This is a genomic window from Amycolatopsis sp. NPDC003865 (assembly GCF_053605345.1).
Genome location: NZ_JBSGJA010000030.1, coordinates 52,753 through 66,656, shown reverse-complemented (window position 1 = coordinate 66,656; position 13,904 = coordinate 52,753). Strand labels below are relative to the sequence as shown.

Genomic DNA, 13,904 nt, shown 5'->3' with positions numbered 1-13,904 from the left:
ATGATCCACCATGGCCGAGCGCACACTCGCCGAACAGCTGGGCGGCACCCTCCCCGAAGGCATCGAGGCCCTCGAAGAGCACGAACGACAGGACCTCGCCGACGCGCTGCGCGACGCGCGCAGAAGGCAGGCGAAAGCGCTCGCCGAAGCGGGCGAAGAGGGCCTCCGGTACGTCCCCGCCCTGCTGCGCGGCGCCGTCCGGAAGGCGGTCGGCCTGTGACGGACTACGAAGCCGAGGCCGAGATCCTCAAGCTCGCCCGCGTCCTCGACGTCGAGCCCGCGCGGCTCGGCTACCTGGCGCGCGTCGACGCCGGCGATCTGCAGGCCTTCCGCGAGCAGGTCACCGACACGCTGTTCGACGCGAACATCGCCGTGCTGCAGCGGATGGCGCTGGCCGCGCGGCTGCTGCCCGGCGGCGTGCTCGCCAAGATCGCCGAGAAGGTGTTCGGCCCGCTGCTGTGCGCCCGGATCGCCGGGGTGGTCGACGTCGCGCGCGGCGTCGACGTCGCCAAGCGGCTGCACCCGCGGTTCCTCGCCGAAGTCGCGGCCGAGCTCGACCCGCGGCGCGCGAGCGCGATCATCTCCCGCATCCCCCTGGAGACCGTGCTCGCCGTCGCGAACGAGCTGGCGCGCAAGGAGGACTGGATCACCCTCGGCCGGTTCGTCGGGCACCTGCCCGACCCGACCGTGCGCCGCGCCCTCGACGAGATCGACGACCCCGGCCTGCTGCGGATCGCGTTCGTGCTCGACGACAAGAACCGCATCGACCACGTCGTCGGCCTGCTGCCCGCCAACCGGCTCGGCCGGCTGGTCACCGCCGCCGGCGCGGACGAAGACCTCTGGGTCCCGGCCCTGGACCTGCTGAGCCACCTCGGCGACGCACGTCGTGCGACGCTGAAGCCGATGCTCGGCGCGCTCCCGGCCGGGTTCCGGGAACGCGCTCAGGCGACGATCAAGTAGATCCCGTAGCCGACGATCGCCGCGCACAGCGCGAAGCAGATGACCGCCCCGGCCAGCGGGCCCGTGCCCGAGGCGCCGGTCTCGCGGGCCGACTCGCGCTGGGAGAGCCCCACCACCCCGAAGGAGAAGAGGCTCGCCAGCACGACGACCGAACCCAGCGCGACGAGGAAGACGAGGCCCAGGGAACCCCAGTTGACGTGCACGGCGCTCCTCAGGCGTTGGCCGGCTGCGCGACCGGCTCGGACTCGGTGACGGTGTGGGCGTTGACCGGGTTCCGCTTCGACGCGAGGTAGATGCCCAGCGCGACGACGACCCCGGCGAGGCCGACCAGGACGGTGCCCCAGGTCCCGAGCGTCGAGACCTCGGCGGCGACGGCGCCGACGATCGCGGCGGCGGGCAGCGTCAGCGCCCAGGCGAGCACCATCCGGCCCGCGACGCCCCAGCGGACCTCGGCGAGCTTGCGGCCGAGGCCGGAGCCGATGATGCCGCCCGAGCAGACGTGCGTGGTGGACAGCGCGAACCCGAGGTGGGCCGAGGTCAGGATGACGGCCGCGGCGCTCGTCTCGGCCGCGAATCCCTGCGGCGTCTGGATTTCCGTGAGCTTCTTGCCCATCGTCTGGATGATGCGCCAGCCGCCGAGGTAGGTACCGAGCGCGATCGCGGTGCCGGCGGTCAGGATCACCCACAGCGGCGGGCCCGAGTTCGGCGCGAGCGAGCCGGACGCGATCAGCGTCAGCGTGATGACACCCATGGTCTTCTGCGCGTCGTTCGTGCCGTGCGCGAGCGAGACCAGCGAGGCGGACGCGATCTGGCCGGCCTTGAACGTCCGGCCCACGGTGTCCTGCTTGGCCCGCGCGGTGATCCGGTAGACGAGGAAGGTGCCGAGCGTGGCGACGATCCCGGCGACGACCGGCGAGGCGAGCGCGGGGATGAGGACCTTCTCGACGACCTTCCCGAAGTGGACGGCGTCGGCGCCCGAGGCGATCCAGGTGGCGCCGATCAGCCCGCCGAAGAGAGCGTGTGACGAGCTCGACGGCAGCCCGATGAGCCAGGTCACCAGGTTCCACACGATCGCCCCGACCAGGCCGGCGAAGATGATCACCGGGGTCACCTTCGTGTCGTCGACGATCCCGCCGGAGATCGTCTTGGCGACCTCCACCGAGAGGAAGGCGCCGGCGAGGTTCAGCACCGCGGACACGGCGACCGCGATCCGCGGTTTGAGCGCGCCGGTGGCGATCGAGGTGGCCATCGCGTTGGCCGTGTCGTGGAAGCCGTTGGTGAAGTCGAAGGCGAGCGCCGCGACGATCACCACCAGCACGATCAGCGAGAAGTCCATCGTGGCTCTCTTTCTTGGCTGTTCACCTGGCAACGCTACTGATCGACAGGACACCCTCCGATCCCTGTCGTGTGACGGCTCCCTGAACTTCCGATGAACCGGGGTGGGGACAGCCCCACCGCGAACCCGGTGGTCTGGCCCAGTGCCCCGGCCCGATTCGCCTGGGACCGTCGATCCCGGGCGAAAGGGGCACCATGAAAGCGATCTTGGCGACGGCGGCGTCGGCGGTGTTGTTCTTCTTCGGCACCGGCCTGGATCCGGTGCCCGAGCTGGCGTGGCTGGCCCCGCTGCCGATCCTGCTGCTCGCGCCCCGCGTCCACGGCGGGATCGCGCTCCTCTGCGCGTTCGCCGCCTACCTCGCGGGCAGTTCCGGCAGCTGGAGCTACTTCTGGCAGTCACTGGCGGTCCCGCGCCCGGCGGCGATCGCGATCCTCGGCGGCAGCGCGCTGCTGTTCGCGCTGTCCGCCGGCCTCTTCCGGCTCCTGGTCCGCCGCGGGAACGGCGTCCTGGCCGCCTTCGCCGCGCCCGCGTTGTGGACCGCCGCGCTCTACGGCGTCTCGCTGCTCAACCCGACCGGCCTGATGGACACCCTGATGACGACCCAGGCCGACCGGCCGTCCGTGCTGCGGCTCGCCGCGGTCACCGGCGGCTGGGGCGTGGAGTTCCTCGTGCTGTTCGTCCCGGCCGCGGTCGCCGCCGCGCTCGCGCCGGGGGTCCGCGGTATCGCCCGGCTGACCGGGCTGGTCGCCGTCACCGCCGCGCTCGCCGCGCTGGTCTTCTGGAGCACGCCGGCCCGCACGGGGCCGTCGACGCGGGTCGCCCTGGTCGCACCCGGGCAGAGCCGCTGGGCGGTCGACGTCGCCACGCCGGACGGCCAGGCGCTCGTCCGGTCCTATGTGGACCGGATCGGCCGGCTCCCGGACGGCGTCCAGGCGGTGGTGCTCCCCGAGGCGGCCTTCGCCGTGGACCAGGCCGGCCGGCCACGGCTGGTCGAGGCCCTCGCCGAAGTCGCCCGCACGCGCAACCTCGACGTCGTCACCGGCGTCCTCGACACCACGCCGGAAGGCCGGTTCAACGCGGCGCTCGCCGTGCCCCCGTCCGGCGCGCCGGTCGAATACCGCAAGTGGCACAACGGGGATTCGCCGAACATCACCTCCGGCACCCAGCTCGCGAACGTCGCCGGGGTCGGGCTGATGGTGTGCATGGACGTCAACTTCGCCGACCCCAGCGGCGATTACGGCGAAGCAGGCACGGGCCTGGTGCTCATCCCGGCTTCCGACGAGGACGTCGACGGCTGGGCGCACAGCCGCACCGCGCTGATCCGCGGCGTCGAAAACGGGTTCTCCGTGGCGTGGAGCGCCTCCCGCGGGACGCCGATGCTCGCGGACGCCCAGGGCCACGTGCTGGCCGACGCCCACACCGGCGGCGGCCCGTTCACGGTGGTCGTGGCCGACGTCCCGATCGGCTCCGGGAAGACGCCGTACGCCCGGTTCGGCGACTGGTTCGCCTGGCTCTGCGGCGTGGTCGCGCTGGCCGGGATCGCCGTCGGTGGCCGCAAGCGGTCGTTGTCACCCGTCACAACGAAGGCCGGGTAACTCTGGGCGTCTTCCCAGGTCGCCTCCAGCGTCATGTGACCGATCATGATCTGCGTCACGTACTGACGGGTAACTGGAGGCAACGGAATGCGGGTCACCAACGGCGGTGCCAAGCGAACCCTGGCCGTGCTCGCCGCGGCGCTCACCTTCGGCGCGGTCGCGCCGTCGGTCGCGGAAGCGGCGCCGGGCAGCGGCTGGAACGACTGGGGCTGCCGTCCCTCGGCCGCGCACCCGGAGCCCGTCGTGCTCGTGCACGGCCTCGGCGCGAACGACTCCGTCAACTGGTTCTTCCACGCCCCGAAGATCGCCGCCCAGGGGTACTGCGTCTTCTCCCTGACCTACGGCACCGGCGTGCTGGGCCCGGGGGTCGGCGGGCTCGCGTCCATGCGGGACAGTGCCGAGCAGCTCGGCCGGTTCGTCGACGAGGTCCGGTCCACCACCGGCGCGGCGAAGGTCGACATCGTCGGCCACTCCGAAGGCAGCACGATGCCCGCGTACTACCTGAAGTACGGCGGCGGCGCGGCGAAGGTCGCGCACTTCGTCGGCTTCGGCGCGAACTATCGCGGCACCACGCTCGGCGGCCTCGACGCCCTCGCCAAAGCCCTGCTGACGACCGTGCCCGGGCTCGACGTGGTCCTGCGGACCGCCTGCGGCTCCTGCACGGAGTACCTGGCGCCGTCGGCGTTCCTGGACGACCTCGCCCGCGGCGGCGTCCACGTCGCCGGGCCGACGTACACGAGCATCGTGAGCAAGTACGACGAGGTCGTGACGCCCTACACCAGCGGCATCCTGAACGAGCCGGGCACGACGGACATCGTGCTGCAGGACTTCTGCGGTTCGGACGCGTCGGGGCACCTGAGCCAGGCGATCGACCCCAACGTCACCGGGCTGATCCTGCACGCGCTGGACCCGTCCTACACGCCGGCGTGCACGCCGTTCACCCTGCCACTCTGACGCCGGCACGCCACACCGAGTTCGTCAGCGGCACGCCGGGCCGGTAGGCCAGGTGCGTCACCGACGGCGCGTCGAGGACGTGGACGTCCGCCCGGGCACCGGGCCGCAGGACGCCCACGTCCTCCCGCCGCAACGCCTTCGCCCCGCCCGCCGTCGCCGCCCAGACCGCTTCCTCGATCGTCATCCGCATCTGCAGCACCGCCGTCGCGACGCAGAACGCCATCGACGTCGTGTACGAGCTGCCCGGGTTGGCGTTGCTGGCCAGCGCGACCGTCGCACCCGCGTCGAGCAGCCGCCGCGCCGGGGCCAGCGCCTGCCGGGTCGACAAGTCACACGCCGGCAGCAAGGTCGCGACCGTTTCCGAGGCCGCCAAGGCCTCGACATCGGCGTCGGACAAGTAGGTGCAGTGGTCGACGCTCGCCGCACCCAGCTCCACCGCCAGCCGGACGCCGGGACCTTCGCCGAGCTGGTTGCCGTGCACCCGCAGACCGAGCCCGCGCCCGGCCGCGGCCTTCAGCACCCGCGCCGACTGGGCCTCGTCGAAGGCCCCCGTCTCGCAGAAGACGTCCGCCCAGCGCACGCTTCCGGCCACGGCGTCGAGCATCTCACCGCAGACCAGGTCCACATAGGACTCCGCGTCGGCGCCCGGCGGCACGAGGTGCGCGCCGAGGAACGTCACCTCGTCGGCGACCTCGCCGGCGATCCGGGCTGACCGCGCCTCGTCCGCGACGGTCAGCCCGTAGCCCGTCTTCGTCTCCAGGCACGTCGTCCCCTGCCGGGCCGCCTCGTCGACGTGGTGGCGCAGGTTCGCGGCCAGCTGCTCGTCGGACGCCGCCCGCGTCGCGCCGACCGTGGTCGCGATTCCCCCGGCGGTGTAGGGCTTTCCGGCCATCCGCGCCTCGAACTCGGCCGTGCGGTCACCGGCGAAGACGAGGTGCGTGTGGCTGTCGACCCAGCCGGGCAGCACCGCCCGGCCTTCGACGTCGACGCGCTCGTCGGCGTCCGGCGCTCGGTTCGCGGCGCCCACCCAGGCGACTTCGCCGCCGTCAAGCACCAGGGCAGCGTCGGTCAAGCGACCCAGCGACGGGTCATTGGTCGTGAGTTCGCCGATGCCCGTGATCAGGACTGCCACAGTGCCTCGATCTCCTTCGCCAGCAGCGTTTCCGGACGGTCGATGAGCTGGTGCGTGCCGTCCCGCACGACCTCGCGGCCGGCGACGACGACGTGCCGGACGTCCGCGCCGGAGGCCGCGAACAGGACCCCGGACGGCTCGATGCCCGCCGTCCGGACCGAGTCCAGACCGACCGTGACGAAGTCCGCGCCCGCCCCCTCGGCGAGCGCGCCGACCTCGTCCCACCCGATCGCCGCGTGGTCCGTGCCCGCGTCCAGGAGTTCGCCGGCGCTGAACCGGCCGCGTTCCTCGCTGGCCAGCCGGTCGTCCAGCTCCAGCGCGCGGGTCTCCTCGAAGGCGTCGACGACGGCGTTGCTGTCGCTGCCGATGCCCAGCCGCACCCCGGCGTCCCGCAGGGCACGGGCCGGGCCGATGCCGTCGCCGAGGTCGCGTTCGGTGGTCGGGCAGAAGCACGCGCGCGCCCCGCTCAGCCGCTCGATGTCCGACGCGGTCAGGTGCGTCGCGTGCACGGCGACCAGCCGGTCGGTGAGCACACCGTGCTCGTCGAGCAGCTCGGTGGGCGTGCGGCCGTACGCGGCCCGGCACTGCTCGTTCTCGGCCCGCTGCTCCGACAGGTGGACGTGCACGGCCCGCGCACTGTCCACACGCGACAGCTGGTCGGCCGGGACCGCCCGCACCGAATGGATCGCCGCGCCGACCCGGAACAGCTCGTCCTCCTTCAGCGCGGACACCCGTTCCGACCAGGCCGAAGCCGATCCGTCGGAGAACCGGCGCTGAACCTCGTCCGGTTCGACGCCGATGCCGCCCGCGAGGTAGCACGTGTCCAGGAGGGTCAGCCGGATCCCGGCGTCGGCGGCGGCCTGCCGCAGCGCCTCCCCCATCGCGTTCGGGTCGGCGTACGGCCGGCCGCCGGGCGCGTGGTGCAGGTAGTGGAACTCCCCCACGCTCGTGTACCCGCCGAGCACCATCTCGGCGTAGACCCCGCGGGCCAGCCGGTAGTACGAGCCGGGATCGAGCCGCGCGGCGAGGGTGTACATCCGCTCGCGCCACGTCCAGAACGTGCCGCGCTCGTGGTGCGTGCGGCCCCGCAGCGCCCGGTGGAACGCGTGCGAATGGCCGTTCGCGAACCCGGGGAGCGTCAGCCCGCCGAGGACGACGCCGGTCCGTGGCGACCCCGGAGTCACGCCCGCGATCCGGCCGCCGCCGACGTCGATCCGCACCCCGGACGCGATCCCGTCCGGCAGCCACGCCTGCTCGCACCAGAAAACTGTCGGTGCCGGGCGATAGGCTGGCAACGGGGGGCGCCCCCGCGGGCCGGAGGTCATCGCGCCAGCCGTTCCAGGGCCGTGGCCAGTGCCGCGGCGCCGGCCTCGACGTCGCCGGCTTCGGCGAACTCCTCCGGCGAGTGGCTGATCCCGGTCGGGTTGCGCACGTACAGCATCCCGGCCGGGACGAACCCGGCGAGGATCGCGGCGTCGTGCCCGGCGCCGGTCGGCAGCTCCGGCGGTCCGCCGAGCCACTCACCGAGGTCGCGGCGCAGCCGATCGTCGAACACGACGTCGTCCGAATAGGACTCCCGGGTCACCTCGACCTGGCAGCCCTCCGCCATCGCGGCGGCCGCCGCCGTGTGGGCGATGTCCTCGACCAGTGACGGCGTGCCCGCGCCGGGCACGCGCGCGTCGAGCCAAAGGTCCACAGTGGACGCGATGACGTTGGTGCCGCCCGGCGTCGGGACCAGCCGGCCGACGGTCGCCCGCGCTCCCGGCACGGCGCGGGCCAGCCGCCGGACGGCGGTGACGGTCGCGGCGGCGGGCAGCATCGGGTCGGCCCGGTCGGCCAGCAGCGTCGCCCCGGCGTGGTTCCCCTGCCCCGCGAAGGAGAACCGCCACCGCCCGTGCGCGATCACCGTGCTGCCGACGGCCACCGGCGAGCCGAGGTCGATCAACCCCCGGCCCTGCTCGACGTGCAGTTCGAGGAACTTCCCGATCAGCCCGAGCCGTTCGCGGTCCGGGCCGATCAGCGCGGGGTCGAACCCCGACTTCGCCGCGGCCTCCGCGTACGTCACGCCCTCGGCGTCCCGCAACCCGCGCGCCTTGTCCGCGTCGATCGTGCCGGTGAGCAGCCGCGAACCGAGGCAGGGGACGCCGAACCGGCCGCCCTCCTCTTCGGCGAACACGACGACGGCGAGCGGCTTGCCCGGCCGGAAACCCCGGTCCCGCAACGCTTCCACGGCGGCCAGCGCGCTGACCACCCCGAGCGGGCCGTCGAAGGCGCCGCCGCCGGGCACCGAATCGAGGTGGCTGCCGGTGACGACGGCGTCCGGGCCCGGCGGCCCCCACCAGGCCCAGATGTTGCCGTTGTGGTCGGTGTCGACGTCCAGGCCGGCGCCGAGCGCGCGCTCGCCGAACCACGCGCGCAGGTCGTTCTCGGGCTCGTCGAAGGCGTGCCGTGAATAGCCGCCGCGCTTCGGATCGCGCCCGACGTCACCGATCTCCGCCAGCAGCCCCGAAGCCGTCACGCCCGCTCCCGCATCGGGACGCGCACGCCGCGTTCGCCGGCGACCTCGTTCGCCCGGTCGTACCCGGCGTCGACGTGCCGGATGACGCCCATGCCCGGGTCGTTGGTGAGCACGCGCTCGAGCTTCCGCGCGGCCAGCTCGGTCCCGTCGGCGACGCTGACCTGCCCGGCGTGGATCGACCGGCCCATGCCGACGCCGCCGCCGTGGTGGATCGACACCCAGCTCGCGCCGGAGGAGGTGTTGACCAGCGCGTTGAGCAGCGGCCAGTCGGCGATCGCGTCGGAGCCGTCGGCCATGCCTTCGGTTTCGCGGTACGGCGAGGCGACGCTGCCGGAGTCGAGGTGGTCGCGGCCGATGACGACCGGCGCCTTCAGCTCGCCACTGGCGACCATTTCGTTGAACCGCAGGCCGGCCAGCTGCCGCTCGCCGTAGCCGAGCCAGCAGATCCGGGCCGGAAGTCCCTGGAAGGCAACGCGTTCACCGGCGAGCCGGATCCAGCGGGCGAGGGATTCGTTCTCCGGGAACAACTCCAGCATCGCGCGGTCGGTGGCGGCGATGTCTTCGGGGTCGCCGGAGAGCGCGGCCCAGCGGAACGGGCCGTTGCCCTCGCAGAACAGCGGGCGGATGTAGGCGGGCACGAAGCCGGGGAAGTCGAACGCGCGCTCGCAGCCGCCGAGCTTGGCCTCGCCGCGCAGGGAGTTGCCGTAGTCGAAGACCTCGGCGCCGCGGTCGAGGAAGCCGAGCATGGCCTCGACGTGGTCGGCCATCGACTCGCGCGAGCGGTCGGTGAACTCGTCGGGTTTCTTGGCCGCGTAGTCGTGCCAGTCCTCGACGGCGACGCCCTTGGGCAGGTACGACAGCGGGTCGTGCGCGGACGTCTGGTCGGTGACGATGTCGACCTCGACGTTCCGGCGCAGCAGCTCCGGCAGCACCTCGGCCGCGTTGCCGACGACCCCGACCGACAGCGCGCGCTTCTCTTGCTTGGCCTTGGTGACGCGGGCGATCGCGTCGTCGAGGTCGTCGGCCACCTCGTCGAGGTAGCGGGTCTCGACGCGGCGGTGCGCGCGCTGCGGGTCGCACTCGATGACCAGCGCGACACCGTCGTTCATCGTCACGGCCAGCGGCTGCGCACCGCCCATGCCGCCGAGACCGGCGGTGACGGTCAACGTGCCTTTCAGAGTCCCGCCGAACTTCTTCTTGGCCACCGCGGCGAACGTCTCGTACGTGCCCTGCAGGATGCCCTGGGTGCCGATGTAGATCCACGAGCCCGCGGTCATCTGGCCGTACATCGTCAGGCCCTGCTGCTCGAGGCGGCGGAACTCCGGCCAGGTCGCCCAGTCGCCGACGAGGTTCGAGTTCGCGATGAGCACGCGCGGCGCCCACTCGTGCGTGCGGAACACGCCGACCGGCTTGCCGGACTGGACGAGCAGCGTCTCGTCGGTGTCCAAAGTGGTCAGTTCACGGGTGATGGCGTCGAAGCTGGCCCAGTTGCGGGCGGCCTTGCCGGTGCCGCCGTAGACGACCAGGTCCTCGGGGCGCTCGGCCACGTCAGGGTCGAGGTTGTTGTGGAACATCCGCAGCGCGGCTTCGGTCTGCCACGACTTGGCGGTGAGCTGGGTGCCGCGGGCGGCACGGACGACGCGGGACATCAGACCTCCAGACGGGCGGCGCCGAGGACGGCGCCGGAGCGGACGAGTTCTTCGGCGGCCGCGATCTCGGGCGCCAGGTGGCGGTCCGGACCGGGGCCGTTCACCTTGGTACGCAGCAGGTCCCGGACGCGGCCGGTGACCGGTGACGGCTCCAGCGGCGCCCGGAAGTCCAGCGCGCGGGCCGCCGTCAGCAGCTCGATGGCGAGGACGGTGGTCAGGCCGTCGACGGCCTTGCGCAGCTTCCGCGCGGCCGACCAGCCCATGGAGACGTGGTCCTCCTGCATGGCGCTGCTCGGGATCGAGTCGACCGACGCGGGCACGGCGAGCCGCTTGAGCTCGCTGACCACGGCGGCCTGGGTGTACTGGGCGATCATGTGGCCGGAGTCGACGCCGGGGTCGTCGGCGAGGAACGGCGGCAGGCCGTGCGAACGCGCCTTGTCCAGCATCCGGTCGGTGCGCCGCTCGGCGATGCTGGCGACGTCGGCGACCGGGATGGCCAGGAAATCCAGCACGTAGGCGACGGGCGCGCCGTGGAAGTTGCCGTTGGACTCGACGCGACCGTCGGCGAGGACGACGGGATTGTCCACAGCGGACATCAGCTCGCGCTCGCCGACGAGCTCGGCGTGGGCGAGGCTGTCGCGCGCGGCGCCGTGGACCTGCGGGGCGCAGCGCAGCGAGTAGGCGTCCTGGACGCGGTTGCAGTCCGGGCCGCGGTGGCTCTCGACGATCTTCGAGCCCTGCAACGCCTTCCACATCCTCGCCGCGGATGTCGCCTGCCCGGGGTGCGGGCGCAGGGCCTGCAGGTCGGCGGCGAACGCGCGGTCGGTGCCGAGCAGCGCCTCGACGCTCATCGCGGCGGTCAGGTCGGCGATGTCGAACAGCCGGTGCAGGTCGGCGGCGGCGAGCAGGAGCATGCCGAGCATGCCGTCGGTGCCGTTGGTGAGGGCGAGCCCCTCCTTCTCGGCGAGGACGACCGGCTCGATGCCGGCGTGCTTCAGCGCCTCTTCCGCGTTCACGACTTCGCCGCGGTAGGTCACTTCGCCCTCGCCCATGAGCGCGAGCGCGACGGCGGCCAGTGGCGCGAGGTCGCCGGAGCAGCCGAGCGAGCCGTACTCGTGGACGATCGGCGTGATGTCCGCGTTGAGCAGGGCCGCAAGCGTTTGCGCGGTGCCGGGCCGGACGCCGGTGTAGCCGCTGGCGAGGGTCCGCAGGCGCAGCAGCATGAGCGCGCGGACGACCTCGGGCTCGACGGCGGGCCCGGCGCCGGCGGCGTGCGAGCGGATCAGGCTGCGCTGCAGCGCGGTCCGGCTCTCGACGGGGATGTGACGGGTGGCGAGGGCGCCGAAGCCGGTCGAGACGCCGTAGGTGGGCGTGACGGCGTGGGCGAGGTTCTCGATGTGCTGGCGGGTCGCGGCGAGGGTCTTCTCGGCCGCGTCCCCGAGCGCGACCGGCGCGTGGCCGCGGACGACGTCGACGACCTGGGCGGCGGTCAGTGGTTCGAGGCCCAGGAGCACTTTTTCCGGCATGGGCCCATTGGACATCGACTTTCCCGCTGGTGGGATGCCCCACGGAGTGGTTCCGTCTGGGATCCCAGACATCCGGACTACCCTGACCCCGAGCGCCCCGAGGTGGCCTTGGGGCGCTGGGGTCGGGAGGTGCCGTGGGCGACAGCAGCGAGGTTCCGGCGCTGCGCCGCGGTCTCGCGGTCCTGCGCCTGCTGGCCACGCGCCCGGGCCCGGTGACCGCGGCGGCGATCGCGCGCGAGGCCGGGCTCCCCCGCTCGACGACGTACCACCTGCTCAGCGAGCTGGAAGCGGCCGGTTTCGTCGTCCACCTGCCCGCCGAACGCCGCTACGGCCTCGGCATCGCGGCGTTCGAGCTGGGGTCGGCCTACCTGCGCCACGACCCCCTCGAGCGGCTGGCCGGGCCGTTGCTGCGCAAGCTCGTCGACCGCGTCGGCCACACCGCGCACCTGGGCGTCCTGCACGGCAACGAGTCGCTGTACCTGATCAAGGAACGGCCGGTGCGCCCGGAAACGCTCGTCACCGAGGTCGGGGTCCGGCTGCCGGCCCAGCTGACCGCGTCCGGCCGCGCGGTCCTGCGGCACCTGCCCGCGCCGCACGTCCGCGCGTTGTTCCCCTCGGCGTCGGCGTTCGTGCTCCGCACCGGCCGCGGCCCGCGCACCCTCGCCGAGCTGCGCCGCACGCTCACCGCGGAGCGCCGGCTCGGCTGGTCGGTCGAAGACGGCCACGTCACGGCCGGGTTCGCGTCGGTGGCGGCGCCCGTGTTCGACCACGGCGCCCGGCCGCTGGCCGCGATCAGCGTGACCCTGCGCCACCACTGCGCGGCCGAGCCGTGCGAAGAGACGTGGCCGGAGCTGGCGGCCGAGGTGGCGGCGACGGCGGCCGAGCTGACCAGCCGGATCGGCGGCCACCCGGGCTGACGCGCTGCTGCGATCGGGGCAACTGTCACCGAACGCCTCGATTCCACTCCGCTCGGTGATTACCTTCACTGGATAGCGGTTGCGAGGGGACGCCGGCGATGGACGACGCACGCGTGAAGAAGGTGGGCTTCGGCGCCGTGCTCGCGGTCGCCGAATTCCGGGCGATGTGGTTCGCCGAGCTGCTGTCCATCTGCGGTGACCAGCTGGCGCGCGTGGCGCTCGCGGTCCTCGTCTACCAGCGCACCTCGTCGGCGGCCCTGACCGGCCTGACCTACGCCCTGACGTACGTGCCGTCCCTGCTCGGCGGGATCCTCCTGGCCGGCGCGGGTGACCGGTGGCCGCGCCGCGACGTGATGGTCGCGGCCGACGTGGCCCGGGCCGCGCTGGTCGGCGTCATCGCGATCCCCGGCGTCCCGCTGTGGGTGCTGTGCGTGCTGGTGGCGGTGATGACGGCGCTGGGCGGGCCGTACAAGGCGGCGCAGCAGGCGCTGCTGCCGACGGTGCTCGAGGGCGAGCGGTACCTGGTCGGGATGGCCCTGCGGAACGTGACGATCCAGGGCGCGCAGCTGGCCGGGTTCGCCGGTGGTGGTCTGCTGATCGCCGCGCTGGCGCCGTCCGCGGCGCTGGCGCTGGACGCGGTGACGTTCGTGCTCTCGGCCGTGTTCCTGGTCGCCGGCGTCCGGCGGCGGGCGGCGGTCGCGCAGGCGGCGCGGCCGGCCTGGCTGTCGAGCACCGGCGCCGGTATCCGGCTGATCTGGCGCGACCCGGCGTTGCGGACGCTGGTGGCGCTCAACTGGCTGGCGGGGTTCTACGTGGTGCCGGAGGCGCTGGCCGCGCCGTACGCGGCCGGGATCGGCGCGGGCGCGGTGCTGGTGGGGCTGCTGATGGCGGCCGACCCGGCGGGCAGCGTGCTCGGCGGCGTCGTGTTCGGCAAGTGGATCCCGGAGCGTGTCCAGGTCCGGGTGCTCGGCTGGCTGGGGATCGCGGCGGGGCTGCCGCTGGTGGTGTTCGTCTTCCGGCCGGGCCTGGTGGCGTCGGTGGTGCTGCTGGCGGCGTCCGGCCTGCTGGCGACGGGCTACAACATCACCGGCACGGTGTCGTTCATGCGGCGGGTGCCGGACGAGCACCGCGCGCAGTGCGCCGGGGTGAACTCGGCGGGCCTGATCACGGTGCAGGGCGTCGGCGCGGCCGCGGCGGGCGCGCTGGCCGACGTGCTGAGCCCGGCGCACACCATCGCCGTGGCCGGGGCGGCGGGCGCCGCGGTGGCCGTGCCGATCGCGAGGGCGTGGCGCCGGGCCGGGCTGGAGGATCGATGAC

At 73.3% G+C, this 13,904-nt stretch carries 13 protein-coding genes; 6 read left to right on the top strand and 7 right to left on the bottom strand.

Features of this window, described 5'->3' with window-relative positions; all coding sequences use genetic code 11:
- Positions 1–10 precede the first annotated feature (10 nt).
- The gene (locus ACWEVP_RS44390; protein ID WP_072481533.1) at positions 11–220 is read left to right on the top strand and encodes a hypothetical protein; all 210 of its coding nucleotides are present in this window, start codon (positions 11–13) and stop codon (positions 218–220) included.
- Positions 217–960 (top strand): hypothetical protein, encoded by a 744-nt coding sequence (locus ACWEVP_RS44385; RefSeq protein WP_452068602.1) that lies wholly within the window; start codon positions 217–219, stop codon positions 958–960. Before ACWEVP_RS44390 ends, ACWEVP_RS44385 begins: the two co-directional genes overlap by 4 nt.
- On the opposite strand, the gene ACWEVP_RS44380 is transcribed toward ACWEVP_RS44385, so the two are convergent.
- On the bottom strand, positions 942–1,163 hold the full coding sequence (locus ACWEVP_RS44380; protein WP_452068601.1) for a hypothetical protein: 222 nt from the start codon (positions 1,161–1,163) through the stop codon (positions 942–944). The two genes, ACWEVP_RS44385 and ACWEVP_RS44380, sit on opposite strands and share 19 nt — an antisense overlap.
- 8 nt (positions 1,164–1,171) lie before the next feature.
- A complete protein-coding gene (locus ACWEVP_RS44375) occupies positions 1,172–2,296 on the bottom strand; it encodes an anion permease (RefSeq protein ID WP_452068600.1) in 1,125 nt (374 codons plus the stop codon).
- 194 nt (positions 2,297–2,490) lie between these two features.
- Here ACWEVP_RS44375 and ACWEVP_RS44370 point away from each other — a divergent pair, with 194 nt between their 5' ends.
- Positions 2,491–3,891, top strand: a complete 1,401-nt coding sequence (locus ACWEVP_RS44370) for an acyltransferase (protein ID WP_452068599.1) — start codon at positions 2,491–2,493, stop codon at positions 3,889–3,891.
- Between the two features lie 87 nt (positions 3,892–3,978).
- Positions 3,979–4,845, top strand: coding sequence for an esterase/lipase family protein (locus tag ACWEVP_RS44365; protein WP_452068598.1), 867 nt, complete (start codon positions 3,979–3,981; stop codon positions 4,843–4,845).
- Here the strand turns inward: ACWEVP_RS44365 and hutI are convergent.
- The 5 genes from hutI to hutH form a co-directional block, all read right to left on the bottom strand.
- The gene (gene hutI / locus ACWEVP_RS44360; RefSeq protein WP_452068597.1) at positions 4,829–5,977 is read right to left on the bottom strand and encodes an imidazolonepropionase; all 1,149 of its coding nucleotides are present in this window, start codon (positions 5,975–5,977) and stop codon (positions 4,829–4,831) included. The two genes, ACWEVP_RS44365 and hutI, sit on opposite strands and share 17 nt — an antisense overlap.
- Complete coding sequence (locus ACWEVP_RS44355; protein WP_452068651.1) at positions 5,965–7,197, bottom strand: formimidoylglutamate deiminase; 1,233 nt, start codon at positions 7,195–7,197, stop codon at positions 5,965–5,967. The genes hutI and ACWEVP_RS44355 overlap by 13 nt, the downstream gene beginning before the upstream one ends.
- A gap of 101 nt (positions 7,198–7,298) precedes the next feature.
- Positions 7,299–8,495 carry an allantoate amidohydrolase gene (locus tag ACWEVP_RS44350; protein ID WP_452068596.1) on the bottom strand — a complete coding sequence of 399 codons (1,197 nt, stop codon included), beginning with the start codon at positions 8,493–8,495 and terminating at the stop codon, positions 7,299–7,301.
- The gene (gene hutU, locus ACWEVP_RS44345; protein ID WP_452068595.1) at positions 8,492–10,144 is read right to left on the bottom strand and encodes a urocanate hydratase; all 1,653 of its coding nucleotides are present in this window, start codon (positions 10,142–10,144) and stop codon (positions 8,492–8,494) included. Before hutU ends, ACWEVP_RS44350 begins: the two co-directional genes overlap by 4 nt.
- The gene (hutH, locus tag ACWEVP_RS44340; protein ID WP_452068594.1) at positions 10,144–11,670 is read right to left on the bottom strand and encodes a histidine ammonia-lyase; all 1,527 of its coding nucleotides are present in this window, start codon (positions 11,668–11,670) and stop codon (positions 10,144–10,146) included. The genes hutU and hutH overlap by 1 nt, the downstream gene beginning before the upstream one ends.
- Positions 11,671–11,804: 134 nt before the next feature.
- On the opposite strand from hutH, the gene ACWEVP_RS44335 reads away from it, so the two are divergent.
- Together ACWEVP_RS44335 and ACWEVP_RS44330 are read left to right on the top strand one after the other, a co-directional pair.
- Positions 11,805–12,587, top strand: coding sequence for an IclR family transcriptional regulator (locus ACWEVP_RS44335; RefSeq protein ID WP_452068593.1), 783 nt, complete (start codon positions 11,805–11,807; stop codon positions 12,585–12,587).
- Positions 12,588–12,685: 98 nt separating this feature from the next.
- Complete coding sequence (locus ACWEVP_RS44330) at positions 12,686–13,903, top strand: MFS transporter (RefSeq protein WP_452068592.1); 1,218 nt, start codon at positions 12,686–12,688, stop codon at positions 13,901–13,903.
- Position 13,904 lies beyond the last annotated feature (1 nt).

What these genes read in the sequence shown, in the direction of transcription:
- ACWEVP_RS44390 (WP_072481533.1), top strand. Translation starts at nt 11, where the DNA reads ATGGCCGAGCGCACACTCGCCGAACAGCTGGGCGGCACCCTCCCCGAA.
- ACWEVP_RS44375 (WP_452068600.1), bottom strand. Translation starts at nt 2,296, where the DNA reads ATGGACTTCTCGCTGATCGTGCTGGTGGTGATCGTCGCGGCGCTCGCC.
- ACWEVP_RS44370 (WP_452068599.1), top strand. Translation starts at nt 2,491, where the DNA reads ATGAAAGCGATCTTGGCGACGGCGGCGTCGGCGGTGTTGTTCTTCTTC.
- ACWEVP_RS44365 (WP_452068598.1), top strand. Translation starts at nt 3,979, where the DNA reads ATGCGGGTCACCAACGGCGGTGCCAAGCGAACCCTGGCCGTGCTCGCC.
- hutU (WP_452068595.1), bottom strand. Translation starts at nt 10,144, where the DNA reads ATGTCCCGCGTCGTCCGTGCCGCCCGCGGCACCCAGCTCACCGCCAAG.
- hutH (WP_452068594.1), bottom strand. Translation starts at nt 11,670, where the DNA reads ATGCCGGAAAAAGTGCTCCTGGGCCTCGAACCACTGACCGCCGCCCAG.
- ACWEVP_RS44330 (WP_452068592.1), top strand. Translation starts at nt 12,686, where the DNA reads ATGGACGACGCACGCGTGAAGAAGGTGGGCTTCGGCGCCGTGCTCGCG.